Origin of the sequence: Bradyrhizobium nitroreducens, from assembly GCF_002776695.1 — a bacterium.
Lineage (GTDB): Bacteria > Pseudomonadota > Alphaproteobacteria > Rhizobiales > Xanthobacteraceae > Bradyrhizobium > Bradyrhizobium nitroreducens.
The window spans coordinates 5,470,965-5,496,829 of sequence record NZ_LFJC01000003.1 but is presented as its reverse complement, the minus strand read 5'-3'; the positions used below and the strand labels follow the sequence as shown (position 1 = coordinate 5,496,829).

Below are 25,865 nucleotides of genomic sequence, written 5' to 3'. Positions count from 1 at the left end.
CCTCCGGCATGCCGATCTTGTGCCAGAGGGGCACATCTTATAATGCCACAGCGCCAAGTGGCGGGCAGCAACCGGGTTCCCACGGAAGACCCTTAAATTGCTCCCAAAACAGTAAACCAAGAATTTCTGGGCATGCCGACAGATGACTGCATTTAAATCGGATTTCCTCAACACCCTGCAGGAACGTGGTTTCATCCACCAATGCTCCGATTTCGAGGGGCTGGACGCGCTCGCCGCCAAGGGCGAGGCGACGGCCTATGTCGGCTACGATTGCACCGCCCGCTCGCTTCACATCGGCAATTATCTGACCATGATGATGCTGCACTGGCTGCAGCAGTCCGGCAACAAGCCGATCACGCTGATGGGCGGCGGCACCACCATGGTGGGCGATCCCTCCGGCAAGGACGAGACGCGCGCAATGCGTACCGTCGCGGAGATCGAGGCCAACAAGGCCTCGATCCGCGGCGTGTTCGCCAAGGTGCTGAACTACGGCGACGGCAAGAGCGACGCCATCATGCTCGACAATGCGGAGTGGCTGACCAGGCTGAACTGGATCGAGATGCTGCGCGACGTCGGCCGGCACTTCTCGGTCAATCGCATGCTGACCATGGACTCCGTGCGCCTGCGCCTCGAGCGCGAGCAGGAGATGAGCTTCATCGAGTTCAACTACATGGTCTGCCAGGCCTACGACTTCGTCGAGCTCGCCAAGCGCACCGGCTGCAAATTGCAGATGGGCGGCTCGGACCAGTGGGGCAATATCATCATGGGCGTCGATCTCGGCCGCCGCATGGGCACCCATCAGCTGTTCGCGCTGACGACGCCGCTTCTCACCACGGCGTCGGGCGCCAAGATGGGCAAGACCGCGCAGGGCGCGGTGTGGCTCAACGCCGACCAGTTCAGCCCTTATGACTTCTGGCAGTATTGGCGCAACACCGAGGACGCCGACGTCGGCAAGTTCCTGAAGCTGTTCACGACGCTGCCGATGGCCGAGATCAGGAAGCTCGAGGCGCTCGCGGGCTCGGAGATCAACGAGGCCAAGAAGGTGCTCGCCACCGAAGCGACCGCGCTGCTGCACGGCCGCGACGCAGCAAACGAAGCCGCCGAAACCGCGCGCCGCACCTTCGAGGAAGGCGCGCTTGCCGAGAGCCTGCCGACCGTGGAAATTCCGCGCGGCGAGCTCGACGCCGGCCTCGGCGTCCTCAATGCCTTCGTCAAGGCGGGCCTCGTTGGCTCCAATGGCGAGGCACGCCGCCAGATCAAGGGCGGCGGCCTGCGCGTCAACGACGCGGCAGTCACCGACGAGAAGATGGCGCTGTCGGCGGCCAATCTGACGCCGGAAGGCGTGATCAAGCTGTCCTTCGGCAAGAAGAAGCACGTCCTGATCAAGCCTGCATAGGCGTATGAGCTTTTGATGCTTGTCAGGGCGCACGGATGCGCGCTCCCTGACGGATAATGGATCAGAACACGCCCAGGGACGCGTCGCGGGAACACGCCTCGAATGCGCAGCGAGGCGCAGTGCGCACCGCGCTCGTGGTGCTCGCGCTGTGCTTCACGCTGGCGGTTCTCGGCCGCGGCCTGAGCGAGAGCTTCACCGTCTTCCTCAAGCCGATCTCGGAAAACTTCGGCTGGGACCGCGCGCAGGTCGTCTCGATCTATTCACTGACGTGGCTGATCAGCGGCCTGACCGCGCCACTGGTCGGGCGGCTGTTCGACCATTCCGGACCGCGCATCGTCTACGCGCTCGGACTGTTCCTGCTCGGCTCGGCCTTCCTGATCGCGAGCCAGGCGCAGGCACTCTGGCAATTCCAGCTGTCGATCGGCCTCTGCGTCGGCATCGGCGTTGCCTTCATCGGCAATGTTCCGAACTCGATCCTGCTCGGCCGCTGGTTCGGCCCAAAGCTGCCGACAGCCATGGCGGTGGTGTACTCGGCGATGGGCGGCGGCGTGCTGGCGCTGCTGCCGGCCTCGCAGCTCCTGATCGACCGGCTCGGCTGGCGCGAGACCTACCAGGTCTATGGCCTCGCCGCACTCGCGCTGCTGGTGCCGCTGCTGCTGCTGCCCTGGCGGATGTTCTCGGCCGGCTCGCCGCATGTGACGAAGAGAAGCGATCCGGACTTCATCGACAATGGCTGGACGCTTGTCAGCGCGATGCGTCATCACGCGTTCTGGGCGCTGTTCTCGACCTTCTTCTTCACCGCCGTCGGCATGTATTCCATCGCCGCCCAGATCGTCGCCTATCTGATCGACGCCGGCTTTCCGCCGCTGCAGGCCGCGACGGCCTGGGGCTTTTCGGGTGTCGTGCTGGTGTTCGGCATGTTGGGCGTGTCCGCGCTCGACGGCATGATCGGGCGGCGGCCATCGGTGCTGCTGAGCTACGCGATCTCCATCCTCGGCATCGTCCTGCTCTGGCTGCTGCAGTACTATCCGAACGTGATCCTGCTCACCGGCTTCGTCGTCTGCTTCGGCAGCATGATGGGCTCGCGCGGCCCGCTGATCACGGCGACCGCGATGAAGATCTTCCGCGGCAAACGCGTCGGCACGATCTTCGGCACCATCTCGATCGGCAGTGGATTGGGCTCGGCGTTCGGCTCATGGAGCGGCGGCCTGATCCACGATTTCACGCATGGCTACAATCTGCTGCTCGTCTTCGCACTTGCGAGTGTGATCCTCGGAATGATTCCATTCCTGATCGTCCCGGCCTTGCGGGAGTAAGTCTCTCCGACGTAACCTGCATCCCTCGATGTCACCGGGGAATTACGGATGATGGGCGGACATCTCACGCAAAAAAATCCGGCGCAACCTGCGTGAACGGACGAGCTGCGGTGTTTTGTCGGACATGACGAAAATGTCAGCGTGGAATTGATCCGGGGTGGCTTGCGAGGCGGAGCTGAATACGATCCTAGTCGCGCATTGGATGGAGGGCACAAACCAATGAACTTTCCCTATCTCACTCGCTTTCAACCGGTTCTCTTGAGCCTGTTTCGCTTCATCACCGGTCTCCTGCTGTTCCAGTATGGCATCGCGAAGATCTTCAAGTTTCCGGTGCTTCCCTACTTCGCCAACATCCCGCCGCTGATCTATACGGCCGGTGCCATCGAGCTCGTGCTCGGCGCGCTGCTGATGATCGGTCTCTTCACCCGCCTCACCGCCTTCATCCTCTCCGGCGAAATGGCCTTCGCCTACTTCATGGGCCACATGTTCAAGGGTGAGACGCCGGTGTTCCTGCCGCTGCTCAACGGCGGCACCGCCGCGATCCTGTTCTGCTTCGCCTGCCTCTATCTGTCGGCCGCCGGCGGCGGCTCCGTCAGCGCCGATGCGGCGATGGGCAAGGAATAGCTGCAGGTTCGAACGGCGCCGACGCGCCCCTGTTCGACCCACGAAAAGGACGGCACCGGCGGATCCGCCGGGCCGTCTCAGCGCGTCCCCAGCACGTTCCAGATCAGAACCAGGGCTGCAACGAGCAGCATGGACATGATGATGCGGTGAGCGAATCGGTTCATTGCCGCTCCAGCGAAGCTCGATCACCATCAAAGGCCGAGAACGATTCGCCCCCGCAAAAATACGGGTGCACGGCGATGCATGGCCTTCTGCCCGCACACACCCGCATACGGCTGCGGCGCGTCTTGCACACAGGCGGGGCCCAGCGGCCTACGTTCATGATTGGTAAGAACTTCATGCTACCGATGCGAGCAATAACAACCATTCCGTAGGGGCTGTGATGAAGCTGCTGAGTCATTTGAAGATCCGCACCAAGCTTGCCAGCATGGTCTGCCTCGCGGCTCTCACAGTCGCAGCCATCATCGGCGTCTCGTCGGTCCTCAGCAAGAGCCGCATGATGGAGGACCGCGTCCAGCAGATGCGGACGGCCGTCGAGCTCCTCTATAACTACGCGCAATCGCTCCAGGACGAGGTTACCGCCGGCAAGCTGACGCTGGCCGATGCCAAGGCCCAATTCCACCAGCGCGGCCGCCGTATGAACTTCAACGGCAACCAGGGCTACCCCGTCGTCTACAATGCCGACACCTCCATCCTGGTGAACGGCGCCAACCAGCAGCTCGAAGGCAAGATCACCGGCGCCAAGGATTCCAACGGCGTCCTGATCGCCGATGCCATCATCAAGGCCGGCGGCGAAACCGCGCAGGGCGGCGTGACCTCCTATCTCTATCCCCGCCCCGGTCAGACCGAGCCGGTCCGCAAGACCGTCTTCGCGCGCAAATTCGCGCCCTGGAACGCGACCATCAGCTACGGCCTCTACGTCGACGACATCGACGCCGACGTGCGCGCGCTGACGCTGGAGCTCGCTGCGATCGGCATCGGCTTGATGCTGCTGATGGCGGCGCTGTCCTGGCTGATCGCCCGCGACGTGCTCGGTGCGCTCGACCGCCAGAAGACCCGGATGCAGGCGATCTCCGAAGGCGCCATCGACAAGCCCGTCGAGGAGACCGACCGCGGCGACGAGATCGGCCGCATGGCCGAGACCCTCGAAGTGCTCAGGCAGACCTCCTTGACGGCGCGCGCGCTGGAGGCCGAACAGGCCGCCAACAAGACCCGCACCGAGCAGGAGAAGCGTGACGCCCTGATCGCGCTTGCCGACCGCTTCGACGCCTCCGTCGGCCAGCTCGTCGGCCTGATGGCCTCCGGCTCCGGCGAGCTCGAGCATACCGCCAAGTCGATGTCCTCGACCGCCGAAGGCACCAACCGCCGCGCCGCATTGGTCGGCTCGGCCGCCACCGAAGCCAGCCAGCGCGTCCAGACCGTTGCAGCCGCCGCCGAGGAGCTCTCCTCCTCCATCACCGAAATCAGCCGCCAGGTCGCCCAGTCCGCCGAAGTGACGGGCCGCGCGGTCGACAGCGCGCGCCGCACCGACACCATCGTGCGCGCGCTCTCCGACGGCGCCCAGCAGATCGAGCACGTCGCCGAGCTGATCTCCAACATCGCAGCCCAAACCAATCTGCTCGCCCTCAACGCCACCATCGAGGCCGCGCGTGCCGGCGAAGCCGGCCGCGGCTTTGCCGTCGTCGCTTCCGAAGTGAAGTCGCTGGCAAGCCAGACCGCGGAAGCCACCCGCGAGATCGGCGACAAGATCGCCCAGATCCAGGGCGCCACCAAGGAGGCCGTGGACGCCATCGGCGGCATCACCGCCACCATCGAGGAGGTCAGCCGCATCGCCACCTCGATCGGCGCGGCCATCGAGGAGCAAGGCGCCGCCACCGCCGAGATCGCCCGCAGCGTCTCGCAGACCGCGGAGGCGACCAAGGAGGTCACCACCAATATCGGTGGCGTCTCGACCGCTGCCAACGAGACCGGCAACGCGGCCGGCATGGTGCTCACCGCCGCCAGCAACCTCTCCAAGCAGGCCGAGCAGCTCTCCGGTGAAGTCGGGACCTTCCTGGCAGGCGTGCGCGCGGCGTAGGCCGCGCGACATCCGTGGCTCGAACGCGACGATGCATCGACGAATCGATGCATCGGTTGAGCCGATGCTCGACCGCGTAAACGCGATCACGATCCATATTTTTCGGGACACGTCGCCGCAGGCGTTGGCGTCTCGCCTGCATATGCGTGTCCACGGCTGCGCGGATTGCGCCGCGCCGGAACGCGCCATCCGCTGCGTTCAGGAATGGTAAGAACTTCCTGATACGGCTGCGCGAGAACAAGCATTCTACAACCGTTCCCGAGGCCGTCATGACGCTGCTCAGTCACCTGAAGATCCGCACCAAGCTCGCCAGCATGGTCTGTCTCGCAGCGCTCACGGTGACCGCGCTCATCGTTGCATCGGCCTATCTCAGCAAGACCCGCATGCTCGACGATCGCGCGCGCCAGATGCAGACGGCGGTCGATCTGCTGCACGGCTTCGCGCAATCGCTTCATGACGAGGTCGCCGCCGGCAAGATGACGCTCGCCGATGCCCAGGCCCAGTTCAAGCTGCGCGGCCGGCAGATGAAGTTTGGCGGCGGCCAGGGCTATCCCGTCGTCTACACCGCCGATTCGACCGTCATGATGAACGGCGGCGCGCCTCAGCTCGAGGGCAAGAACAACGGCATCAAGGACGCCAATGGCATCGTGATCAGCGATGCAACCGTCAACACGGCCAGACGGGCCCCTGAAGGCGCCATACTGTCCTATCTTTTCCCGCGTCCGGGCGAGACCGTTCCGGTTCGCAAGCTGGTGTTCGCGCGCTACTTTGCGCCCTGGAACGTCGCAATTGCCTACGGCCTCTATGTCGACGACATCGACGCCGACGTGCGCGCGCTGACACTGGAGCTCGCCGCAATCGGCATCGGCCTGATGCTGCTGATGGCGACCTTGTCCTGGCTGATCGCCCGCGACGTGCTCGGCGCGCTCGACCGCCAGAAGAACCGGATGCAGGCGATCTCCGAAGGCGCCATCGACAAGCCCGTCGAGGAGACCGGCCGCGGCGACGAGATCGGCCGCATGGCCGAGACCCTCGAGGTGCTCAGGCAGACCGCGCTGACGGCCCGCACACTGGAGGCGGAGCAAGTGGCAGCCAAGTCGCGCAGCGAGCAAGAGAAGCGCGACGCCCTGGTCGCGCTTGCCGACCGCTTCGACGCCTCCGTCGGGCAGCTCGTCGGCCTGATGGCCTCCGGCTCCGGCGAGCTCGAGCATACCGCCAAGTCGATGTCTTCGACCGCCGAAGGCACCAACCGCCGCGCCGCATTGGTCGGCTCGGCCGCCACCGAAGCCAGCCAGCGCGTCCAGACCGTTGCAGCCGCCGCCGAGGAGCTCTCCTCCTCCATCACCGAAATCAGCCGCCAGGTCGCCCAGTCCGCCGAAGTGACGGGCCGCGCGGTCGACAGCGCGCGCCGCACCGACACCATCGTGCGCGCGCTCTCCGACGGCGCCCAGCAGATCGAGCACGTCGCCGAGCTGATCTCCAACATCGCAGCCCAAACCAATCTGCTCGCCCTCAACGCCACCATCGAGGCCGCGCGTGCCGGCGAAGCCGGCCGCGGCTTTGCCGTCGTCGCTTCCGAAGTGAAGTCGCTGGCAAGCCAGACCGCGGAAGCCACCCGCGAGATCGGCGACAAGATCGCCCAGATCCAGGGCGCCACCAAGGAGGCCGTGGACGCCATCGGCGGCATCACCGCCACCATCGAGGAGGTCAGCCGCATCGCCACCTCGATCGGCGCGGCCATCGAGGAGCAAGGCGCCGCCACCGCCGAGATCGCCCGCAGCGTCTCGCAGACCGCGGAGGCGACCAAGGAGGTCACCACCAATATCAGTGGCGTCTCGACCGCTGCCAACGAGACCGGCAACGCCGCCGGCATGGTGCTCGCCGCAGCCAGCAACCTCTCCAAGCAGGCCGAACAGCTCTCCGGTGAAGTCGGGACGTTCCTGGCAGGCGTGCGCGCGGCGTAGGCGGCACACACCACTGCAGACGATCGTCGTCATGCCCGGGCCTGTCCCGGGCATTCACGTTCTTGTTGCCCTGTGGTGAGGCGTGGATGGCCGGGACAAGCCGGCCATGACGACGGAGATAGCCGTCCCGCTACTGCCGCCGCGTCAGGCTACATCCGCTCGAGAGCTGGCGGGTCGAGCCCGACGACCCGTCGTTGGACTGCGACGGGAATTCCTCGAACGGCGTGTTCTGCTTGCCGGTGTTGAACTCGAAGATCTTGCGGAACACGCCCGGCACCATGGCCGAGACCGGATTGACGCGCATCACGGGCGCGGCCGGCGTGCCGACGACCTCGTAGGTCACGCCGATCAGTCCCTCTTTGTCGCCAGCCCCCAGGAACAACCCGAGCACCGGAATCTGCCCGAACATGTTGTTCAACCCGTACATCGGCACGAAGGTGCCGCTCATGCACACTTGGTTGCCGGGATAGTCGATCGAGCCTTCGATGGTGGCGCCGATCATCGGGCCCTTGACCACGCCGTCGCGGATCGTCAGTGCGCCGTTCTGGCGGATGAATTCGGCACGCAATGCACTGAACGAGACGCCGTTGCCGGTACCGTTGGGCGCGCCTGCGGCGACGCGTTCGAGCTGCGCTTCGCCCTTCACGGTGAAGTCGCGGACGTTGATCAAGCCCTCGCGCGAGGTGTTCGGCTCTGACGTCGGCGGCTCCATGGCCACCACCATCTGGCCGCCGACCGCCTTGGTGTAGGTGTCGGTGAAGCGCAGCAGAGCACCGGCATCGTTGGTCTGGAGATAGATCACCTCGCGGTTGCCCTGCGCACGTCCGCCGCGCAGATCGGCGGCCACCGGGGTGTCCTTGCCGATCCTGCCGTTCAGCGCGAAGGCCTTGATGGCGCCGTTGCGTTTCGACATTTTGGCGTCGATGCTGCGCATCGCCTCGCCGTTGAAGCCCATGACGGCGCCGAGCTTCACGTCGATGTCGAAATCGACGTTCTTCAGCTTGCTTTTGGCATCGTCCTTGGAATTGCCTGAGATCGCCGATTTCAGGAAGCCGCGGCCGTCGAACACGTCACCGCGCATCGTGCCCTTGACGACGCCGTCCTGGCTGCGTTCCACCTTGAGTGACGCCTTGTCGCCGTCAGACGGCGAATAGACCGGGAAGTTCGCGTTCATGAGGTCGCCGTTCGCATCGACCTCGAGCGAGCCCTTGATCGAGGCGCCGCCGCCTTCGATGACGATGTCCTCCAGCCGCGTCGATTGCGCCGTCGGCACCACCTTGAAGCTGGCCTTGCCCGACTTGCCCGGCAGCTTGACCCATCCCGGCAGGATATTGTCGAGCTTGACCGAGGTCAGGTCGGCCTCCACGCCGAGCTTCGTGGTCTGCTCGGGACCGCCGGCGATCTTGCCCGACAGCTTGATCGGCAACGATCCGCTGACGGCCGGGCTGAGATCAAATCCGAGGCGCGCGCGGCTGGCATCGTCCAGCGTCGCCTGCAGCCTGACGTCCGCGTCGCCCTCGGCCGGCTTGCGGTAGTCGAGCGAGGCCGCCTGCCCGTTGATCTTGACGTCGCCCTTGACCTGATAGCCCTGGTTGTTCGCGACGATCTTGAGGTTGTTGGCCTCCAGCTTCTGATTCATCACCAGCTTGTCGGCGGCAAAGCCGTTGAGGTCGGCGGTGACGGCGTAGGTCGTGTCGGCCTTGGTCAGCTCGCCCTTGACCGGCAGGCCGAGCTGGATGTTCGCCGTGAACGTTCCCTTGCTGGTGTTGGGATCGACGACGGTCGACGACAGATCGCTCAGCCGATCATTGGCCAGCATTTCGGCCGCCGCGGGCACCGGACCCTCGACGCGGAATCTGGTCCGCGACGGCGAGGGCTTCGGCGCCATGTCGGGTACCTCGAAGACGAAATCGGAGATCGTCACCTTGCGGCCGGCGGGCGTATCGGCAATGCCCTGGCCGATCGTCACGGTCGCGGTGCGGCCGGTCACGCGCGCCTTCAAATCGGCATCGTGCACGACAGGCATGCCGTCCACGGGACGGACCGCGACGCCGCTCGCCACGATGTTGACCGACAGGCCGTCGTCCGGAATGGGCGGGCCCTTGCGCGGCAGGTTCTTGGTCGGCGAATTGACGCCGATCTCGATGCGCTGGAGCGTGCCGCGCTCGATCCGCTCGATCACCCATTCGCGCAGCTCCGGCACCACCAGCGTCGGCCACATCCGCTTCAGCGCGGAGGCCGACATCGGCGTTCCCGCAAAGCCCAGCGTCAGCCGCGGCTCGCCCGAATAGTCGATGGCTCCCGTGCCGGCGACGCCGATCTCGCCATTGCTGATATCGGCCTGCGTCAGCAGAAAGCGCTTGTGATCGGTGTCGAAACGAAAGCCGATCGCAATGCGGTTGAAGACGAGCGGCGGCTCGTTGTCGATGCCGCCGAGCAGGATCGAGCCGCCGCTGAAGCCGAGCTGCCAGTCATTGACCGTGCCGTTGGGCGGCTCGAGATGGGCCAGGAGCGTCAGGCGGTTCGCGCCCGACAGAATCTTGAACGGCGCGACCAGCACCCGCCGATTGGCGTCCCACTCGACGTTGATCTCGGCCTGGTCGATCGCCATCGGATAGTCGGGCGTGTCGGTGTCGATGATATGGCCCGCGCCGACGGTGATCTTGCCGCGGAAGAATGTGGGCACGCCATCGCGGCCGAGCTCGCCCTTGAGCTCGCCGGTCAGCGGCAGATCGGCCGTGTAGGTGAGGTCCTTGACGCGCAGCGCCAGGAGGATGTTGGAGGTCGAGACCTTGTCGGCCTTGATATCGACCGAGCGCACGCCGTTCTCGGCCGGCCCGATCGTGGCCCGCAGCAGCCACGGACGCGCGCCCTCCTCGCCGAGGCTCAGCGTGACGCCGCCGCGGCTCGGCCGGCGCAGGCTGAGGCTGATGTTCTCGAACGACCATTTGCTGCCGCGCTGCTGATCGTCGACGATCAGATTGCCGTTCTTCAGGCCGATCTCGTTGAGGTTCTGGCCGTCGAGGCCGGTCATGCTCAGACTGTCGAGCCAGTCGAGGCCCTGCAGGATGCCGCTCTGCGCGGTCGCCTGAGGCGCGGCCTGAGATGGATCCTGGGTCGCGGGCGCCGTCGCGAATGGCGGCGGCGGGACGCCATTGCGCGGGAAGGTCGGCGGCAGGCCCGCCTCCTTCTTCGAGGCCACGCCGGTGGCCAGCGGCTTTGCGGTGTCGCCGGCAGATACGGTGACGGTGCCGTCGGGCGCGATGCGGATCGCGAGCTCGGCATCGACGAGATTGAGGCTCTCGGCGCGCAGGTGCCCCATCAGCAGGCCCGCCCCCGACAGCTTCACCTCTGCCTTTGGCGCGCTGGCGACCACGGCGTGATCGCGGTCGCGGACGATGATGTCACGGATGCGGACGGCGATGCGGATCCGGCCGGCGCGCTCGATCTGAGTGCCTCCGATCTCGACCGTGTTGCCGTGACCGATATTGTCCTCGATCGCGGCCGCGAGCCATGGCGTTGCGATGTCGAGATTGATCGGACCGGCTCCGAGCCGCCACCACAGCGCGCCGAAGCACCCGACGAAGACGACGGCGAGAGTCCCGACGACAAGGACGACACGCTTCAACCAGCGGTCGGCGACCAGCCAGCGGCGCAACGCGCCAAACCCGTCACCGAAGCGATGAAAGCCCGAATTGGAACGCGACAACAGCCGGCGCGCGCGATGCCCCGCGGCCGCCTCCTGATCCGGATCCCAATCGGCGTCGTCCCATTCCTGCGGCTGTTGCTGACCGCCGTGCCGATCGAAGTCCCGATTGTAATCCTGGGGCGACTTATTCCTTGCCATTGCCTCTCGATACAGGCGCCCGTCGTTGTATTGAGCGCCGCCGGGACCGCAGCCGTCCACGGGAAGCGAAGCTCCCTGCGCCGGCACTGCCGCCATACCTCTAATATTCCTGCTGTTCGTCATCTCGCCCCGGGAGCGCGTTCAACGAGCAGTGGGGTGGTGCGTGGAATTCCTTGTAACCATACTCCGGCGTCGTCAGACTTGCCCAGCCGAGGGCGCGAGTCCGGCACACCGGACGAGAGCTGCAATACCGCTTCGGTTGACCCGCCGAAAGCGACGAAAGGAAGGCGTATGTCCAAGAAATCCCGAAAGAAATCGTCCAAGGCGCCCTCCGGCAGTCCGACGGCTAAAAAGAAGGCCGCGAAAACGCGGGCATCCAGTCAAACAACGTCCGCCAAAACGCAGCGGACAGCGGCCAGCAAATCAGTCGCGACCATAGCAAAAGCAGGATCACATAAGGCCGCGCCGAAACAGTTAAATTCTCCCAAATTGGCGTCCTCGCCCGCCGTCGCGAATTCCGGCCTGGCCGAGGGCGACAAGGCGCCCGTCTTCCGTCTGCCCCGCGACGGCGGCGAAGTGGTCACGTTGGGGGATTATGCCGGCCAAAAGCTCGTCCTGTTCTTCTATCCCCGCGCCGACACGCCCGGCTGCACCCGGGAGGCGATCGACTTCACCCGCCTCGCCGGCGCCTTCTCGGCCGCCGGCACCGCCGTCCTCGGGATTTCCGCCGATCCGTTAAAGGCCCAGGAGAGGTTCCGCGACAAACACAGTCTCGGTGTCCCCCTCATCTCGGATGAGCAGCATCAGATGCTGGAAGCGTATGGCGCCTGGGGCGAAAAGTCCATGTACGGCAAGCGCTTCCTTGGGATTCTTCGCACCACGATACTGGTCGGCGCCGACGGTAAAGTGGCCAGGATCTGGCGCAATGTCCGGGTCGACGGTCATGCCGATGCGGTGCTGGAAGCGGCAAGAAGTCTTTAACCAGACCTTTAAATTCGCGCGTTCCCGTTTCCGGAAAATTAACCATGACCGGCCCAGATTGCTGCGGCAATTAGGGCCGTACGGACTCATCCGACCGGCGCGGGAGTGCCGATGTCGAAAAGTTCTGCCCAATATTCGCAGTACCCCCAACATCATGCTCACGACCACGGCCGGCCCCTGCAGAGGCGTCCCGCCGTTGCGGCGGCCGTTGCCATCCCCCTTCCCGCCACCGACGATGCCTACACCATCGTCCATGCCGGCAAGCAGGTCCGCTTCGGGCCCGTGGTATTCTGGATCGTTGTCGGGACGGTGGTCCTGCTCGGTCTCTGGTCGGCGGCGACTGCCACCTATTTTGCGTTCCGTGACGACGTTCTGACCCGGCTGATCGCCCGCCAGGCCGAGATGCAATACGCCTATGAGGACCGCATCGCCGAGCTGCGCGCCAAGGTCGACCGCACCACTAGCCGCCAGCTGCTCGACCAGGAACAGTTCGACCAGAAGCTCGACCAGATCATGAAGCGCCAGACGGCGCTGGAGTCCCGGGCCACGGCGCTTGGAGCCATGCCTGATGTGACCGGCTCGATTCCGCGCGCGACGCCTCAACGCGGCGATTCGAGCCAGAGCACGCCAAAACCCTCGCCGATCAGCGACACCGTGATCTTCGTCGCGCCGCCGGACCGTGAGGCGCGGCTCGAATCGCGCGCGCCGACCGTGGCGGCTCCCCAAGCCAATCAGTTCGCCAAGAACCAGGGTTTTGACAACGTCCTGGTCCGGCTCACGACCTCGCTCGATCAGGTCGAGCGTCGCCAGATGGCGGCGCTCAGCGCCGTCGAGGAAGGCATGGATTCGCGCATGCGCCGGATGCGCGGCGTGGTCAGCGATCTCGGCCTCAATCTCGCCAGTCTCGAAGCCGCCGTGCCGCGCAGCGCAATGGGCGGACCGTTCGTTCCCGTCAAGCTGACCGCCAACGCCGGTCCGTTCGAGAAGCAGCTCAATCGCATCAACGTCACCCGCGCCGAGATGGATCGTCTTAACCGCACGCTGGCGCTGGTGCCCTACCGCAAGCCCGTCATCGGCGAGGTCGAGTTCACCTCCGGCTTCGGCGTGCGCAGCGATCCTTTCCTCGGACGGCCCGCGATGCATACCGGGCTCGACTTCCGGGCCGCGACCGGCGATCCGGTTCGCGTCACCGCCAACGGCAAGGTGGTTTCCGCCGGCTGGTCCGGCGGCTACGGCCGCATGGTCGAGGTCGACCACGGCAACGGGCTTTCGACCCGCTACGGCCACCTCTCTGAAATCAACGTCAAGGTCGGCGAGATCGTGAAGATCGGCCAGGTCGTCGGTCTGGTCGGCTCGACCGGTCGCTCCACCGGTCCGCACCTGCATTACGAAACCCGGATCGAGGGCGAAGCGGTCGATCCGCAGAAATTCCTGCGCGCCGGCGTACGTCTCAGCGCGGGCTGAATCCCGCGCTCCTCCGTTCTGGCCGCGCCGCGCTCAACGGCGGCCGCCACCCATCCCGCCCCCGGGGCCACCGAAGCCGCCGCCCATTCCGCCACCCGGGCCCATAGGTCCGCCGGGCGATCCCGCTCCGCCGGGGGCCGACGGACCACCAGGTCCTGTCGGCGCAGAGCCGGGCGTTGCGCCGGAAGGCGATCCCGCCGCAGGTGCGCCCGGTGCGCCGGGCTGACCACCACCCGGATTGGGCGTGCTCCGATTCGGATGCAGGATCGAGCCACCGGACGACCGGTTGGGATTGCCGCCGCCGGACGGAGGCGCTCCGGGGCCTTGACCGATGACCTGAGCCGCATCCACCTGGAAGCCGCGGGAACGGTCGAACGCGCCGTTCACCACCATACGCGCTTCGCCGGCCGCCGGCCCAAACCGCGAGCCGTCACCGGCCACGAAGCCTGAGCCGAGCTGGAGGTTCGCGCCCGCGCGCTGCACATAAGCCTCGACCGAAAGACGGCTTGCGCCGACCAGATCCGAGAAATCGTCGATCCGCGTGCGCGTCGCCTGCATCGCGCCTTGGCTCGAGCTGCCTTCGACCAGGACACGCTGGCCGACCAGCAACGGATCGACGCCGTTCAGCCTGAGCCCGCCAATTCGCAGGCCGTCGGGCCCGCGCTCGACCAGGCCGGCCACACGCTCGGTCGCCGCGCGTCGCGGCTCGATCAGGCTTGCAACGATGACGCCGTCGGTCCGGCGTAGACCATAGACGGCGACTTGCGTGCCCGGGCGGAGCTTGCTCGCCCTGTCGTCCGCGACGATTTTCTGGCCGAGCACCGTCAGTTCGCTGCCCTTCACGGTCTCGATCGGCCCGGCGACTTCGCTCGCGATCGCGATATTGCGCGTGACGAGTGTGCCATCGGCCTGACGGACCGCGACCACGCGTGCAAGCTGCCCGATGCGCAGCGCCTTGGGGCTCGCCGCCTCGCCGTCGATCCGGACCGGTACGTCGCTGGCATAAGTGATCCGCTCGCCGTTGACGTAGATGCTGCCGAAGCGCTGGATGACGCCGACGATACCGGTGCCACCGATGCCGTGATCGTCACCGCGCGTGATGCCGGTGCCGCCGATGCCCTGATCGGTGCCACGCTTGACCTGCGCACGGGCGATGGCCGTGCCGGCGAGCCAGAATCCTGTCAGCAGCAGACGGCGCGAGATCAGCGGCGGCCGACTCATGAACTGCCCTCTTTGCCGTTTTCCTTGCGGCCTTCCCTACCGTTTTCCTTGGCCTCGCCCTCCTCGTCGGCATCCTCGCTGTAGATGTAGATGCCGAAATTCCAGCGGGCGTCGCCGCCCTTGTCCTTGGCAAGCGCGCGGTTGGCCTCGCGGTTGGCGGTCTTCAGCGCGTCCATGGCGAGCTCGCGCGAGCGCGCCTCGAGCTTCCGCGCCAGCTTCGGCGAGATGTTGTTGTAATGCACCGCGCGCTCGAGGAAGCGCGGATCGTCCGAGACGTTCTGCGCGGCGGCCGCGATGTGATCGTGCAGATTGCGGCCGAGATAGTGCCATTTGCTGTCGTCCTCACCGCTCGGGACGAAGGCCGACTCGACCAGCTCGATCTCGTCATCCTCGTTGATGATGACGAGCTTGCGATCGATCCACTCGTCGAGCACCGCGCGCGGGCGCACATCCTTGGTGACGGAAGCGACGAGCTGCTCGAACGACGGCGCATCGTCCTCCGCCGTGCGCGGCAGCGGCAGCGGCTCGCCCTTCGAATCGGTGAACTCGGGCGCGGCGAGCCAGCGCGCGATCACCGCGCTGGTCAGCGATACCGCCGCCGGCGCTTCATGCACGGGCGCGCCCGCGCCGCGCAGACGCGCCACCTCCTTGCGATGGATGCCGGTGAGCAGGCTGACGCGGCTGTCGGTCTGCTCCTTTCCCTCCAGCGCGAAATCGTGCTCGGCGACGTTGACGAAAAGCTCGCGAAGCAATTGTGCCAGCGCCGGAAAGGTCATGCCGCTGCGGATGCAGAGCCGCACGAGCGGGCGCAGCAGCCGCGCCAGCGGCGCGTGCAGCTTGGCGGCGGCATTCGGCTGTGGCGCCGCTGCTTTGGACCCGGGCTTGGCATTCATGTCTGAATTGTACCAATGCCTCATGTGGGACACAATCCCACATTTTTTCATCCGCCGATTGACGTGGTAAATTTTCCCACATATACGAACCCTCACTGAGGGGCGCGATGTAAAGGGACACACACCCATGGCTGACCGCTTGGTCCGCATTTCCAGTTCACTGCATGCCGTGCCGGCTCCTGACCGGGGGCGCGGCGCGATCGAACCGATGCTGCCGGCGCTGCTGCGCGGCGTGATCTTCATCTCGGTGCTGGCTGCACCGTTCGTCGCAGCGCTTCTGGCAGGCTGACCGCCATCATGCATCACACCAGCGACAACTCGCGCCGCCCGTCGGTGCTGCACATCTTCAAGATCTACTATCCCGACCTGTTCGGCGGCACGCTCACGGTGATCCGCGACATCTGCGCGAGCCTGAAGGACGCCTTCGCCCCCGCTGTGCTGGTCTGCTCGCAATCGGCCGCGAAGCGCCAGATCGTCGTCAACGACGTGCCGGTCGAGCGCGTCCGCTCGTTCGGCAATCTGCTGTCGCTGCCCGCCGCTCCCACCTATCCCTGGCGTCTCTGGCGCAAGATCGCCGAGCACGACCTCCTCGCGCTCCACGCGCCCTTCCCGCTCGCCGACCTCGTTTTCGCGTTCGGCTTCGGCCGCAAGCGACCGCTCGTGGTGCATTGGCACGCCGACATCGTCAGCCATGCCGGCCTGCGCTGGCTCATCGAGCCCTTGATGCGGCGAACCTTGCAGCGCGCCAAGGCGATCATCGTCTCGGACCACGTGCTGGTCGACAACACGCCGCTATTGCGCGAATTCGAGGACAAATGCCACGTCGTGCCATTCGGCATCGACACTTCGGGTTACGACTGGCCGAACATCGAGCCGCACCACGTCAACGACCGCGGCCGGCTGGTGCTCGCCTGCGGCCGGCTCGTCCCCTACAAGGGATTCGACGTGCTGATCCGCGCCGCGGCCGCGCACAGTTTCGAGGTCTGGATCATCGGCGAGGGCGCCGAGCGACCGCGGCTGACGCAGCTGATCGAGGAGCTCGGGCTTACGGAGCGCGTCCGTCTGCTCGGCTCGGTCAACGATTGCGAGCGCATCAAGCTGATGTGTCTTGCCGACGTCTTCGTGCTGCCGTCGGTCACCAACGCCGAGACCTTCGGCCTCGCGCAGCTGGAGGCCATGGCGGCGGGCCGCCCGGTCGTGAACACGGCGCTCGATACGGCGGTGCCGCGGGTCGCCCGCCACGGCATGGAGGCGATCACCGTACCGCCCGGCGACTCGGAGAAGCTCGGTGAAGCCATCGACAGCCTGATCCGCGACCCCGAACGCCGCCGCCACATGGGACTTGCGGCGCGGACCCGCGCCCTCTCCCGCTATTCGGCCACCGCCTTCAGGCAGGGCATGGAGACCGTCTACCGCGACGCCGTTGCGGCGCCCAGCGAGCAGCGATCGATGAACGTCGAGCCACCGCCAGCGACCGCATGGTTCGACAGCATCCGGATCGCGGCGACGCTGGCCTGGTCGGACATGCGCCACCGCTACGTGCGCTCACTGCTCGGCCCGTTCTGGATGTCGCTCCAGATGGCGATCGTGGTCGCGGTGCTCGGCTCGGTGATCGGGCAGATGTCGAATGCCGACATGCTGTCGCGCCTGCCCATGCTCGCGCTCTCGATGACGGCCTGGACCTTCCTCAACAGCGTGGTGCTCGACGCGACCACGGCGCTCCAGAGCTCCGCAAGCCTGATCCGCGACCGCGCACTGCCGCCGGTCATCTTCCTGCTGCAATGCACGTTCCGCCAGGGCCTGTTCGCGCTTCACAATGCCTGCGTGCCTCTGGTGCTGTGGCTCATCCTGTCGCCTCACGACCTCTCCCACGCACCGGCGGCGCTGCCAGGCCTGCTGCTGTTCTTGGCTTGCACCTTCGCCTTGAGCCTCGTTCTCGGCGCGATGGCAACCCGCTATCGCGACCTCAAGCCGATCATCGAATCGACCCTGATGCTCGCCTTTCTCGCCTCACCCGTGATCTGGTCATCGGACATGATCAACCATCGCTCGACAGTGATGCGGCTCAATCCGCTGACCCACCTGTTCGCGGTGTGGCGCGAGCCGCTCACGGGCGTCCATGTCGATCCCATCAGCATCATCTATGTCCTCGTGGTACTGGCGCTGCTGATCATTGCGAGCGCGCTGACGCTGGTTCACCTGCGCAAAGCCGCATTCTGGATCTGAGCCATGGTCTCGATCAGCTTGCGCAACGTCTGTCTCGATTATCCGCTCTACGGCGCCTACGACTATTCGCTGAAACGGCGGCTGCTCGGCCGTCTGATCCGCGAGCCGGGCGAAATGCGGATCATCCGCGCCGTGGATAACGTCACGATCGAGGCCGAAACCGGCGCTCGCATCGGGCTTGCCGGCCCCAACGGCTCCGGCAAATCGACGCTGTTGCGATTGATCGCCGGCGTCTATCCGCCGAGCAGCGGGAGCATCGCTGTCGAGGGCAATGTCGTGCCCCTGCTCGGCCTCAACGCCGGCGTCAACCTCGACTTCGTCGCGGAGGACAACATCGCCCTGCTGCTGAGGATCAGTGGCCGTAAGCCGACCCGGGCGACGATCGACGAGATCTGGGCCTTCACCGAGCTCGAGGCGCGGATGCAACGGCTGCCGCTGCGGATGTTCTCCTCGGGAATGCTGATGCGGGTGCTGTTTGCGACCGCCACCGCCTTTCCGGCCGACATCCTCCTGCTCGACGAATGGCTCAGCGTGGTCGACGAGCACTTTGCGGAGAAAGCCCAGGAGCGGCTGCTGAACCTCGTGTCGCAGGCGGCGATCGTCATCATCGCCTCGCACGACCAGCCGCTGCTGCGCCGCACCTGCTCCCGTATCGTCACTCTCGATCACGGCCGGATCGCCTCGACCGTCATGGTCGAGCCACCGGCCACACACGCCCTTGAGCTCCGCGAGAAACGTGCATGAAGCAGAATATCCTCGTCGTCTCCGAAGCGCTGGGCGAACCCAACCACAAGCGTGGCATCTTTCACTTCACCCGCGAGTTGATGCGCTCGCTCGCGGCCGAGGGACACGAGCTGACGCTGCTGGTGGAGACCTCTCGGCGCTATCGCAAGCTGCAGCGGCGCGAGCAGCGCACCAAGCTGTTTCCGGCGCAGTCGCGCAACATCGAGCTGCTCGCCCTCTATCGTTTCCTCGACGAGATCAACATGACCGAACCGGTCGTGCGCGGCGGCCTGCGCCGCACGCTCGACTGGATCCGCCACAAGGCCACCATGACCGTGTCGTGGGACTACATCGCCTGCTTCCTGCGCGCGGTCGGCCTGCGGGCCTTGCGCGCCCGGTTGATCGAGAACAGGAGCGCGGCACTCGAATACGTCCCGCCGGACCTGCGTCATCTCGAACTGTTCTGCGAATTTCAGCTCGAGCCCGGCTTCTACAGCTATCAGGACTCCTCGGCCTTCTTCCTGCTGCCCCCGCCACGGATCGACGCACGCGACTACGACGTCATCGTCGTGGACACCCCGACCCGGGTGGCGATCACGCGCAAGCCTGGCGCCAAGGTGATCTGCGTCGTGCACGACCTCTTGCCGCTCACCGACCTCAAGCTCAGCGACGTCGCCACGCGGCTGTTCCTGTCGCGGCTCCTCACCAGCCTGCGCCAGGCCGACGAGCTCGCCTTCGTTTCAAACTACAGCATGATGCGGTTCAGGGAACTGTTGCCGCAATTTGCGCACTTGCCGGCGCGGGTCGTGTATCCCCGCACCCGGTTCGACGCCCCGGATGTCCTGCACCTTCCAGCCCCGTCGGGGCGTCCGGGGCGGCCGAGCTTTGTCGTCATCGTCTCGAACGAGCCGCGCAAGAACGTCGCGACACTCATCCGCGCCTTCCGTGGCGTGCCGCAGGCCGATCTCGTCGTCATCGGCTATGCCGGCGAAATCGGCCGGATGCGCAATCCGCCGCCGAACGTGCGGTTCGCCGGTTACGTCGACGAGCACGAGAAGGCGACCCTGATTGCGGAGGCGCATGGCCTGATCATGCCGAGCCTCGCCGAAGGCTTCGGCGTGCCGATCATCGAGGCGCTGGCCGCGAACACGCCGGTGCTGTGCTCGGACATCGCGGTGTTCCGCGAGGTCGCGGGAGAGCTCGCCGATTATTTCGACCCGTTCTCGACGGACTCGATCGCCGCCTCCGTCACCCGCGCACTGACGCGGCAGGAGGAGTGGCGCGGCAGGATCCGGGCGCAGCGCCGGGAGCTCGCACAGCGCTTCGGCTACGAGACCCAGGCCCGCGATTTCCTCGGCCAGCCGGTACTCACCGAAAGCCTCGCGCCCCCACAGCTCGCATCGTACGGATGAGCATCGAAGGCGCATTGTTGCCCGCTCCAGCCGATCAGCGAGACCGTCGGGACCGATGGCAGAGCTGGCGCAGATCGGCCGTACCGGCCCGGGCGGCAGACGTCCTGGTCATCCTGATCGCGGCCTCGCTGCCGTGGTCGACCACGGTGCCCTCGATCTTTGTCGGGCTTTTTCTGCTCGCGGTGACGCCGACCATCGACTGGCCGGACTATGCGCGCAGGCTCGCACGGCCGGCGTATGTTCTGCCGCTCGCGATCCTGCCGCTCGCGCTCGCGGGCATGCTGTGGTCGGACGGCGCCTGGGCTGACCGATTGCACGCGATCAAGCCTGCCGCAAAGCTGATGCTGATACCGCCCCTGCTCTACCATTTCAGCCGCTCGGATCGCGGGGCCTGGGTTGGCCTCGCCTTTCTCGTCTCCTGTGCCGTGCTGGCGGTCTTCTCCTGGATCGTGCTGCTCGAACCCGCCTGGAAACTCACCACGACGGCATCACCGGGCGTTCCCGTCAAGAACTACATCGACCAGAGCCAGGAGTTCACGCTCTGCGCCTTTGCGCTCGCGCTGCCGGTACTCACGTTCTGGCGCAGCGGATACGCGATCGCGGCAGTCACCTGCCTTGCACTCATTCTGCTGTTCGCCACGAGCATGATCTTTGTGGCCTCCGCCCGTACGGCGCTGCTCTGTACCGCCATGCTGCTCGCCTTGTTTGCGTGGAAACATCTGAGCCGGCGAGCGGCGCTGGCCCTGCTGGCGGGCACCGTCGCCGCGAGTCTGCTCGCCTGGACGACATCTCCTTACCTGCGCCAGCGCATCACGGACATTGCCGTCGAGTACCGCCACGGCCACGAGGACATCAGCCGCGCTTCGACTGCGCAGCGCCTGACCTACTGGCGCAAATCGGTTCAGGCCTTCGCCGAAGCGCCTCTGTTTGGCCATGGCACCGGCTCCATCAAGCGACAATTCGAGCGCGCCGCCACCAGCGAGAGCCGCCTTGACGCAGAAATCGTCAACAACCCGCACAACCAGACCCTCAACGTCGCCGTGCAGTGGGGCCTCCTGGGCATCGTCCTGCTCTACGCACTTTGGATCGCCCATCTCCGCCTGTTCCTCGGCGAAGGGCTCGCGGCCTGGATCGGCCTCGCCGTCGTGGTGCAGAACATCACGAGTTCCCTGCTGAACTCGCACCTGTTCGATTTCCACGAGGGGTGGATGTATGTGCTAGGTGTCGGCGTCGCCGGCGGCACGGTGCTGAAGAGGACTGCCGGCCAGTGCTGACTACTGGCCGCGCTCGTGGCCGACCTCGCCGGTGATGACGTCGCCGAACAGCTCCCAGGCCTGCCCGTTGAAGCGCATCAACTGCATCTGCTCGATCGGGAAATAGTCGTCGGCTGACGTGTTCACCATGATGCCCGGCAGCATCAGGTCGGTGTGGAAATCCTTCAGGTTCGCCGCCTGCTTCATCGCGTTCTCGCGCGTGAGGTTGTCGCCGCACTGCTTCAGCACCTGCGCCATCGCCTCGGCCTGAACGTAGCCATAAAGGTTGTTGGCATTGGTCTTGTCGCCATCGGGATAATATTTGTCCATGAATTCGCGCCACTTCACCACGGCCGGGTCCTTGTCCCAGGTCGGATCGGTCGGGTCCTTCAGATAGGCGGTCGAGATGATGTCCTTGGCATAGTCGAGCCCGGCGGGCTTAAGGACCGAGGCGATGGATGTGGCGGTGTTGGCCAGGAAGAATTTCGGCTTCCAGCCGAGCTCGCCGACCTTCCGGATCGCCTGCGCCGATCCCTTCGGCGCGGCCCACGAGAAGAAGATGTCGGCGCCGGAATCGTGCAGCGCCACGATCTGCGAGTCGATCGAGGGATCGCTGACCTCATAGGACTTGTCCGCGATGATCATGTTCGCCTTGTCGCCGAGGCCGTCCTTCAGGCCCTTGAACTGGTCCTTGCCGGCGTCGTCATTTTGCCAGAGCACCGCGATCTTGCTGTTCGGAAACTTGTCGCGGATATATTTCGCGTAGATGCGCCCTTCGCTCTGGTAGTTGGGCTGGAAGCCCATGGTCCATGGAAAATTCTTGGGATCGCCGAACTTGGTGCCGCCGGAGGCGACGAACAGCTGCGGCACCTTCTTGGCGTTCATGTATTTCATGATCGCGGAGTTCGAGGGCGTGCCGAGCGATTGGAAAATCAGCAGGACCTCGTCGCTCTCGACCAGCTTGCGCGCCTGTTCGATCGCCTTCGGCGGCGAATAGGCATCGTCATAACTAATGAAATTGATCTTGCGGCCGTTGATGCCGCCCTGGTCGTTGATCATCCTGAAATAGGCGGCCTCGGTCTTGCCGATCACGCCATAGGAGGACGCCGGTCCGCTATAGGGCATGATGTTGCCGATCTTGATGTCGGTGTCGCTGGCGCCGGGATCGTATCTCTTCTGCGCCGAGGCCGGTGTCGTGACGATCACTCCGGCAGCAAGCATGGCGAAGGCAGCGAGATTCTTGCGACGACCCGGCATCGTTCTCTCCCCTGTATTTTGTAGTGTTGTTTTGTGGAGAGTGTCGCAAGCAAGCTTGCCGCTGGCAAGCGCCACGATTTTCCGCAAGATGAAACGGAGAGAATGGAACTACGCGTTGCGCCGCAGCAGTCGCAAGGCACGCCCGTCGATGACGAGCAACGCGCTGCCGATGACCACGGCGCCCACGATCTCGCGCGCGGAGATCGGCTCGCCCAGCACCAGCCATCCCAGCAGGATGGCGGTGACGGGAATGAGCAGCGTCACCAGCATGACATTACTCGCACCCGAGCGTCGCACGATTTGAAAGAAGACGATGTAGGCGAGCGCTGTCGACAGAGCGGCAAGGCCGAGCACCGCGAGCCAGGTTGTGAGACCCGGCATCGGCAGATGCCATGGCTGCTCCATGACGCCGGCGACAACCGCCATCATCAGTGTTGAGGCCATCAGTTGAAAAGTCGCCGTCCCAAGCGGAGCCGAGTCCTTCAAGAGTCGCCGCGCCGCCAGTGCGGCAAATCCATAGCTGAAGGCGCCGCCGAGGCAGAGCAGGATGCCAAGCCCCTGCCCCGGCCTCGCCTCGATGCCCCATCCGCGCAAGATGATGACGCCGGCAAGGCCCAGTGCCACGCCGGCCACGCGGCGGATATGCAAGGTCTCTTCGCCTGCCGCCGCCATCACGAGCACCGTGAACAACGGCGTGGTCGCGTTCAGGACTGACGCCAGCCCGCTCGGGATGAAGGTCTGGCCGACCACGATCAACGAGAATGGAATGGCGTTGTTGAGCAATCCGATCACGACGAACGGCTTCCAGCCCCGCATGCCCCTCGGAAAGCCGATCCCCTGCATGCGCAGCAGCGGCAGGAGAATGAGCGCGCCCAGCACGACGCGCAGGAACACGAGCGTCAGCGGTGGCAATTCCCGCAAGCCAGCGCCGTTGAAGAAGAACGAGCCACCCCAGAGGATCGAGAGCACCGCGAGCAGCGACCAGTCGCGCGCATCGATCCTGTTGTCGCTTGGAGGCATGGGCTCTCACATCGGCAGCCGAGCCCGCTGGCCTAGGACAACGCGGCGAACAGCGCCACCCGATTTCCGATGAAGCACCGGTCTACAAATCGATGCTCGGAACGAATGGAGCGACCGAGGCCGCCCCATGGCGATACAGCCGGCTAGGACGGCTTCTTCCGCCGCGACACCAGCTCGATCATCCTGCCTTCGTCGTCATCCGGCATCACCGCTTTCGCCTGCGCGTAGGCCTCGACTGCGGCGCGCGAAACCAGCGGCTTGTCGGCCAGCAGGCTTTCCGCAAGCCTCATCGCATAGGCTGCATCCTTGTGGCGCAGTGCTGTGGTGAACGTCGCGCCGGAAAAATCGCGGGCGACCATGCGCTTGGAGTGACGCTGTACCTGCGGGCTGGCTGCGACGCCCGCCTGGATCGACTCCAGCACGAGGTTCATGTCGAGCCCGGCCTGCTCGGCGATCGCAAGACCTTCGGCAAGGCCGGCGATCTGGATCGCGCCCATCAGATTGTTGATGAGCTTGTAAACGGTGCCGGAGCCGACCGCGCCGAAATGGCGGATGGTCGAGCCGATCGGCTCGAGATAAGGCCGCGCGCGTTCGAGGTCGGCGGCATCGGCGCCGACCAGCAGCGTCAGCTTTCCGGCGGCCGCCGCATCGGGCAATCCCGTCACGGGGCAGTCGATGTAGATCAGCCCCCGCGCGTTGAGCTCGCGGCCCATCTCGCGCGCGTGGTCATAGGAGACCGTGGAGCATTCGATCGCGATGGTGCCGGCCTTGGCCGTCTTGGCCGCGCCCTTCGGCCCCAGCCAGACCGCCCGCGAGGCCTCGTCGTCGGCGACCATGGTCACGACCGCATCGGCATCGATCGCGGCATCCTCGGGCGAGGTCGCCCATTGCGCGCCGCGCGCGATCAGGTCTTCCGCTTTTGCCTTGCTGCGATTCCACAGCGTCACCGTGAAGCCGGCATCGAGATAACGGCCGGCCATGCCGTGGCCCATCCGCCCAAGCCCGATGAAGGCGACGCGTGCCATGGCTAGTCCACGTCCTCGATGTCGGCACCGGGGGTGCCGAAGGCGCGCTGCGCCAGGGTCGCGGCCATGAAATCGTCGAGCTCTCCGTTGAGCACACCCGACGTGTCGGAGGTTTGCACGCCCGTGCGCAGATCCTTCACCATCTGATAGGGCTGCAGCACGTAGGAGCGGATCTGGTGGCCCCAGCCGATATCGGTCTTGGCGGCCTGGTCGGCGGCGGCCTTCTCCTCGCGCTTCTTCAGCTCCATTTCATACAGTCGAGCGCGCAGCATGTCCCAGGCCTGCGCCCGGTTCTTGTGCTGGGAGCGGCCGGCCTGACAGACCACGGCAACGCCGGTCGGAATATGCGTGAGGCGCACCGCGGACTCGGTCTTGTTGACGTGCTGGCCGCCGGCGCCGCCCGAACGCATGGTGTCGGTGCGGACGTCGGATTCCTTGATGTCGATCTTGATGCTGTCGTCGATGACGGGGAATACCTGCACGCTCGAGAATGAGGTATGCCGCCGCGCATTGGAATCGAACGGCGAGATGCGCACCAGGCGATGCACGCCGGCTTCGGTCTTCAGCCAGCCATAGGCGTTGTGGCCGGAGACCTGGATGGTCGCCGACTTGATGCCGGCCTCTTCGCCCTCGGACTCTTCGAGATATTCGACCTTGAAGCCGTGGTTTTCGGCCCAGCGCGTGTACATGCGCAGCAGCATCTGCGCCCAGTCCTGGCTCTCGGTGCCACCGGCGCCGGCATGGACTTCGAGATAGGAATCGAAGCGGTCCGCCTCGCCGGACAGCAATGCCTCGAGCTCGCGCCGCGCGACTTCCTTCTTGAGGTTCTTCAGCGCAGCTTCGGCTTCCGCCACGACGCCGTCATCACCCTCGGCCTCGCCGAGCTCGATCATGCCGATATCGTCTTCGAGCTCCTGCTCGACCTTGCCGATGCCCGAGAGCGAATCCTCCAGCGAGGTCCGCTCCTGCATCAGCTTCTGGGCTTTCTGGGGATCGTTCCAGAGGTTGGGATCTTCTGCGAGCTTGTTCAGCTCAGCGAGGCGCGCCGTCGATTTCTCGACGTCAAAGATGCCTCCTCAGCAGCCCGACCGACTGCTTGATCTCTTCTACCAACCGTTCGATTTCGGCGCGCATGTCGTTCTCTGATCTCGCGGAATCCCGCGTGC

General features: G+C 65.5%; 19 protein-coding genes. 12 read left to right on the top strand and 7 right to left on the bottom strand.

Going from position 1 to position 25,865, the window contains the following annotated elements; all coding sequences use genetic code 11:
* Positions 1-142: 142 nt before the first annotated feature.
* The 5 genes from tyrS to TSA1_RS26395 all read left to right on the top strand — a co-directional run bounded on the left by tyrS (position 143) and on the right by TSA1_RS26395 (position 7,377).
* Positions 143-1,396: a tyrosine--tRNA ligase gene (tyrS, locus tag TSA1_RS26415; protein WP_100178890.1), complete on the top strand. Its 1,254-nt coding sequence runs from the start codon at positions 143-145 to the stop codon at positions 1,394-1,396.
* Between the two features lie 56 nt (positions 1,397-1,452).
* Complete coding sequence (locus TSA1_RS26410; protein ID WP_100178889.1) at positions 1,453-2,712, top strand: MFS transporter; 1,260 nt, start codon at positions 1,453-1,455, stop codon at positions 2,710-2,712.
* 219 nt (positions 2,713-2,931) lie between these two features.
* On the top strand, positions 2,932-3,336 hold the full coding sequence (locus TSA1_RS26405) for a DoxX family protein (RefSeq protein WP_100178888.1): 405 nt from the start codon (positions 2,932-2,934) through the stop codon (positions 3,334-3,336).
* A gap of 382 nt (positions 3,337-3,718) precedes the next feature.
* The gene (locus TSA1_RS26400) at positions 3,719-5,413 is read left to right on the top strand and encodes a methyl-accepting chemotaxis protein (protein ID WP_100178887.1); all 1,695 of its coding nucleotides are present in this window, start codon (positions 3,719-3,721) and stop codon (positions 5,411-5,413) included.
* Positions 5,414-5,682: 269 nt separating this feature from the next.
* Complete coding sequence (locus TSA1_RS26395) at positions 5,683-7,377, top strand: methyl-accepting chemotaxis protein (protein WP_100178886.1); 1,695 nt, start codon at positions 5,683-5,685, stop codon at positions 7,375-7,377.
* A gap of 130 nt (positions 7,378-7,507) precedes the next feature.
* Here the strand turns inward: TSA1_RS26395 and TSA1_RS26390 are convergent, their stop codons facing one another.
* Positions 7,508-11,320, bottom strand: coding sequence for a YhdP family protein (locus TSA1_RS26390; RefSeq protein ID WP_174719087.1), 3,813 nt, complete (start codon positions 11,318-11,320; stop codon positions 7,508-7,510).
* 195 nt (positions 11,321-11,515) lie between these two features.
* Between TSA1_RS26390 and TSA1_RS26385 the strand changes: the two genes are divergently transcribed.
* Both TSA1_RS26385 and TSA1_RS26380 read left to right on the top strand, forming a co-directional pair.
* A complete protein-coding gene (locus TSA1_RS26385; RefSeq protein WP_100178884.1) occupies positions 11,516-12,205 on the top strand; it encodes a peroxiredoxin in 690 nt (229 codons plus the stop codon).
* A 111-nt stretch (positions 12,206-12,316) separates the two neighbouring features.
* On the top strand, positions 12,317-13,669 hold the full coding sequence (locus TSA1_RS26380; RefSeq protein WP_174719086.1) for a M23 family metallopeptidase: 1,353 nt from the start codon (positions 12,317-12,319) through the stop codon (positions 13,667-13,669).
* A 33-nt stretch (positions 13,670-13,702) separates the two neighbouring features.
* Here TSA1_RS26380 and TSA1_RS26375 read toward each other — a convergent pair whose 3' ends face one another.
* Together TSA1_RS26375 and TSA1_RS26370 are read right to left on the bottom strand one after the other, a co-directional pair.
* Complete coding sequence (locus TSA1_RS26375; RefSeq protein WP_100178882.1) at positions 13,703-14,890, bottom strand: DUF5666 domain-containing protein; 1,188 nt, start codon at positions 14,888-14,890, stop codon at positions 13,703-13,705.
* A complete protein-coding gene (locus tag TSA1_RS26370) occupies positions 14,887-15,783 on the bottom strand; it encodes a DUF6502 family protein (RefSeq protein ID WP_174719085.1) in 897 nt (298 codons plus the stop codon). Before TSA1_RS26370 ends, TSA1_RS26375 begins: the two co-directional genes overlap by 4 nt.
* Before the next feature lie 127 nt (positions 15,784-15,910).
* On the opposite strand from TSA1_RS26370, the gene TSA1_RS40075 reads away from it, so the two are divergent.
* From TSA1_RS40075 to TSA1_RS26350, 5 genes are read left to right on the top strand one after another with little or no spacing between them, the layout of a single operon-like run.
* The gene (locus TSA1_RS40075) at positions 15,911-16,072 is read left to right on the top strand and encodes a hypothetical protein (RefSeq protein WP_174719084.1); all 162 of its coding nucleotides are present in this window, start codon (positions 15,911-15,913) and stop codon (positions 16,070-16,072) included.
* Between the two features lie 8 nt (positions 16,073-16,080).
* Entirely contained in the window at positions 16,081-18,009 is a 1,929-nt protein-coding gene (locus TSA1_RS26365; RefSeq protein ID WP_100178880.1) for a glycosyltransferase, read from the top strand.
* A gap of 3 nt (positions 18,010-18,012) precedes the next feature.
* Positions 18,013-18,753 (top strand): ABC transporter ATP-binding protein, encoded by a 741-nt coding sequence (locus TSA1_RS26360; protein WP_100178879.1) that lies wholly within the window; start codon positions 18,013-18,015, stop codon positions 18,751-18,753.
* The gene (locus tag TSA1_RS26355) at positions 18,750-20,144 is read left to right on the top strand and encodes a glycosyltransferase family 4 protein (RefSeq protein WP_174719083.1); all 1,395 of its coding nucleotides are present in this window, start codon (positions 18,750-18,752) and stop codon (positions 20,142-20,144) included. The genes TSA1_RS26360 and TSA1_RS26355 overlap by 4 nt, the downstream gene beginning before the upstream one ends.
* A complete protein-coding gene (locus TSA1_RS26350) occupies positions 20,141-21,418 on the top strand; it encodes an O-antigen ligase family protein (protein WP_100178878.1) in 1,278 nt (425 codons plus the stop codon). Before TSA1_RS26355 ends, TSA1_RS26350 begins: the two co-directional genes overlap by 4 nt.
* Here TSA1_RS26350 and TSA1_RS26345 read toward each other — a convergent pair whose 3' ends face one another.
* The 4 genes from TSA1_RS26345 to prfB form a co-directional block, all read right to left on the bottom strand.
* Positions 21,419-22,654: an ABC transporter substrate-binding protein gene (locus TSA1_RS26345; RefSeq protein ID WP_100178877.1), complete on the bottom strand. Its 1,236-nt coding sequence runs from the start codon at positions 22,652-22,654 to the stop codon at positions 21,419-21,421.
* Positions 22,655-22,762: 108 nt separating this feature from the next.
* Entirely contained in the window at positions 22,763-23,674 is a 912-nt protein-coding gene (locus tag TSA1_RS26340; RefSeq protein WP_100178876.1) for a DMT family transporter, read from the bottom strand.
* Between the two features lie 143 nt (positions 23,675-23,817).
* On the bottom strand, positions 23,818-24,699 hold the full coding sequence (locus TSA1_RS26335; RefSeq protein WP_100178875.1) for an NAD(P)-dependent oxidoreductase: 882 nt from the start codon (positions 24,697-24,699) through the stop codon (positions 23,818-23,820).
* Positions 24,700-24,701: 2 nt separating this feature from the next.
* A protein-coding gene (gene prfB, locus TSA1_RS26330; RefSeq protein ID WP_100178874.1) for a peptide chain release factor 2 occupies positions 24,702-25,833 on the bottom strand; the annotation gives its coding sequence in 2 pieces (ribosomal slippage) (positions 24,702-25,763 and positions 25,765-25,833; 1,131 coding nt in all).
* Positions 25,834-25,865 lie beyond the last annotated feature (32 nt).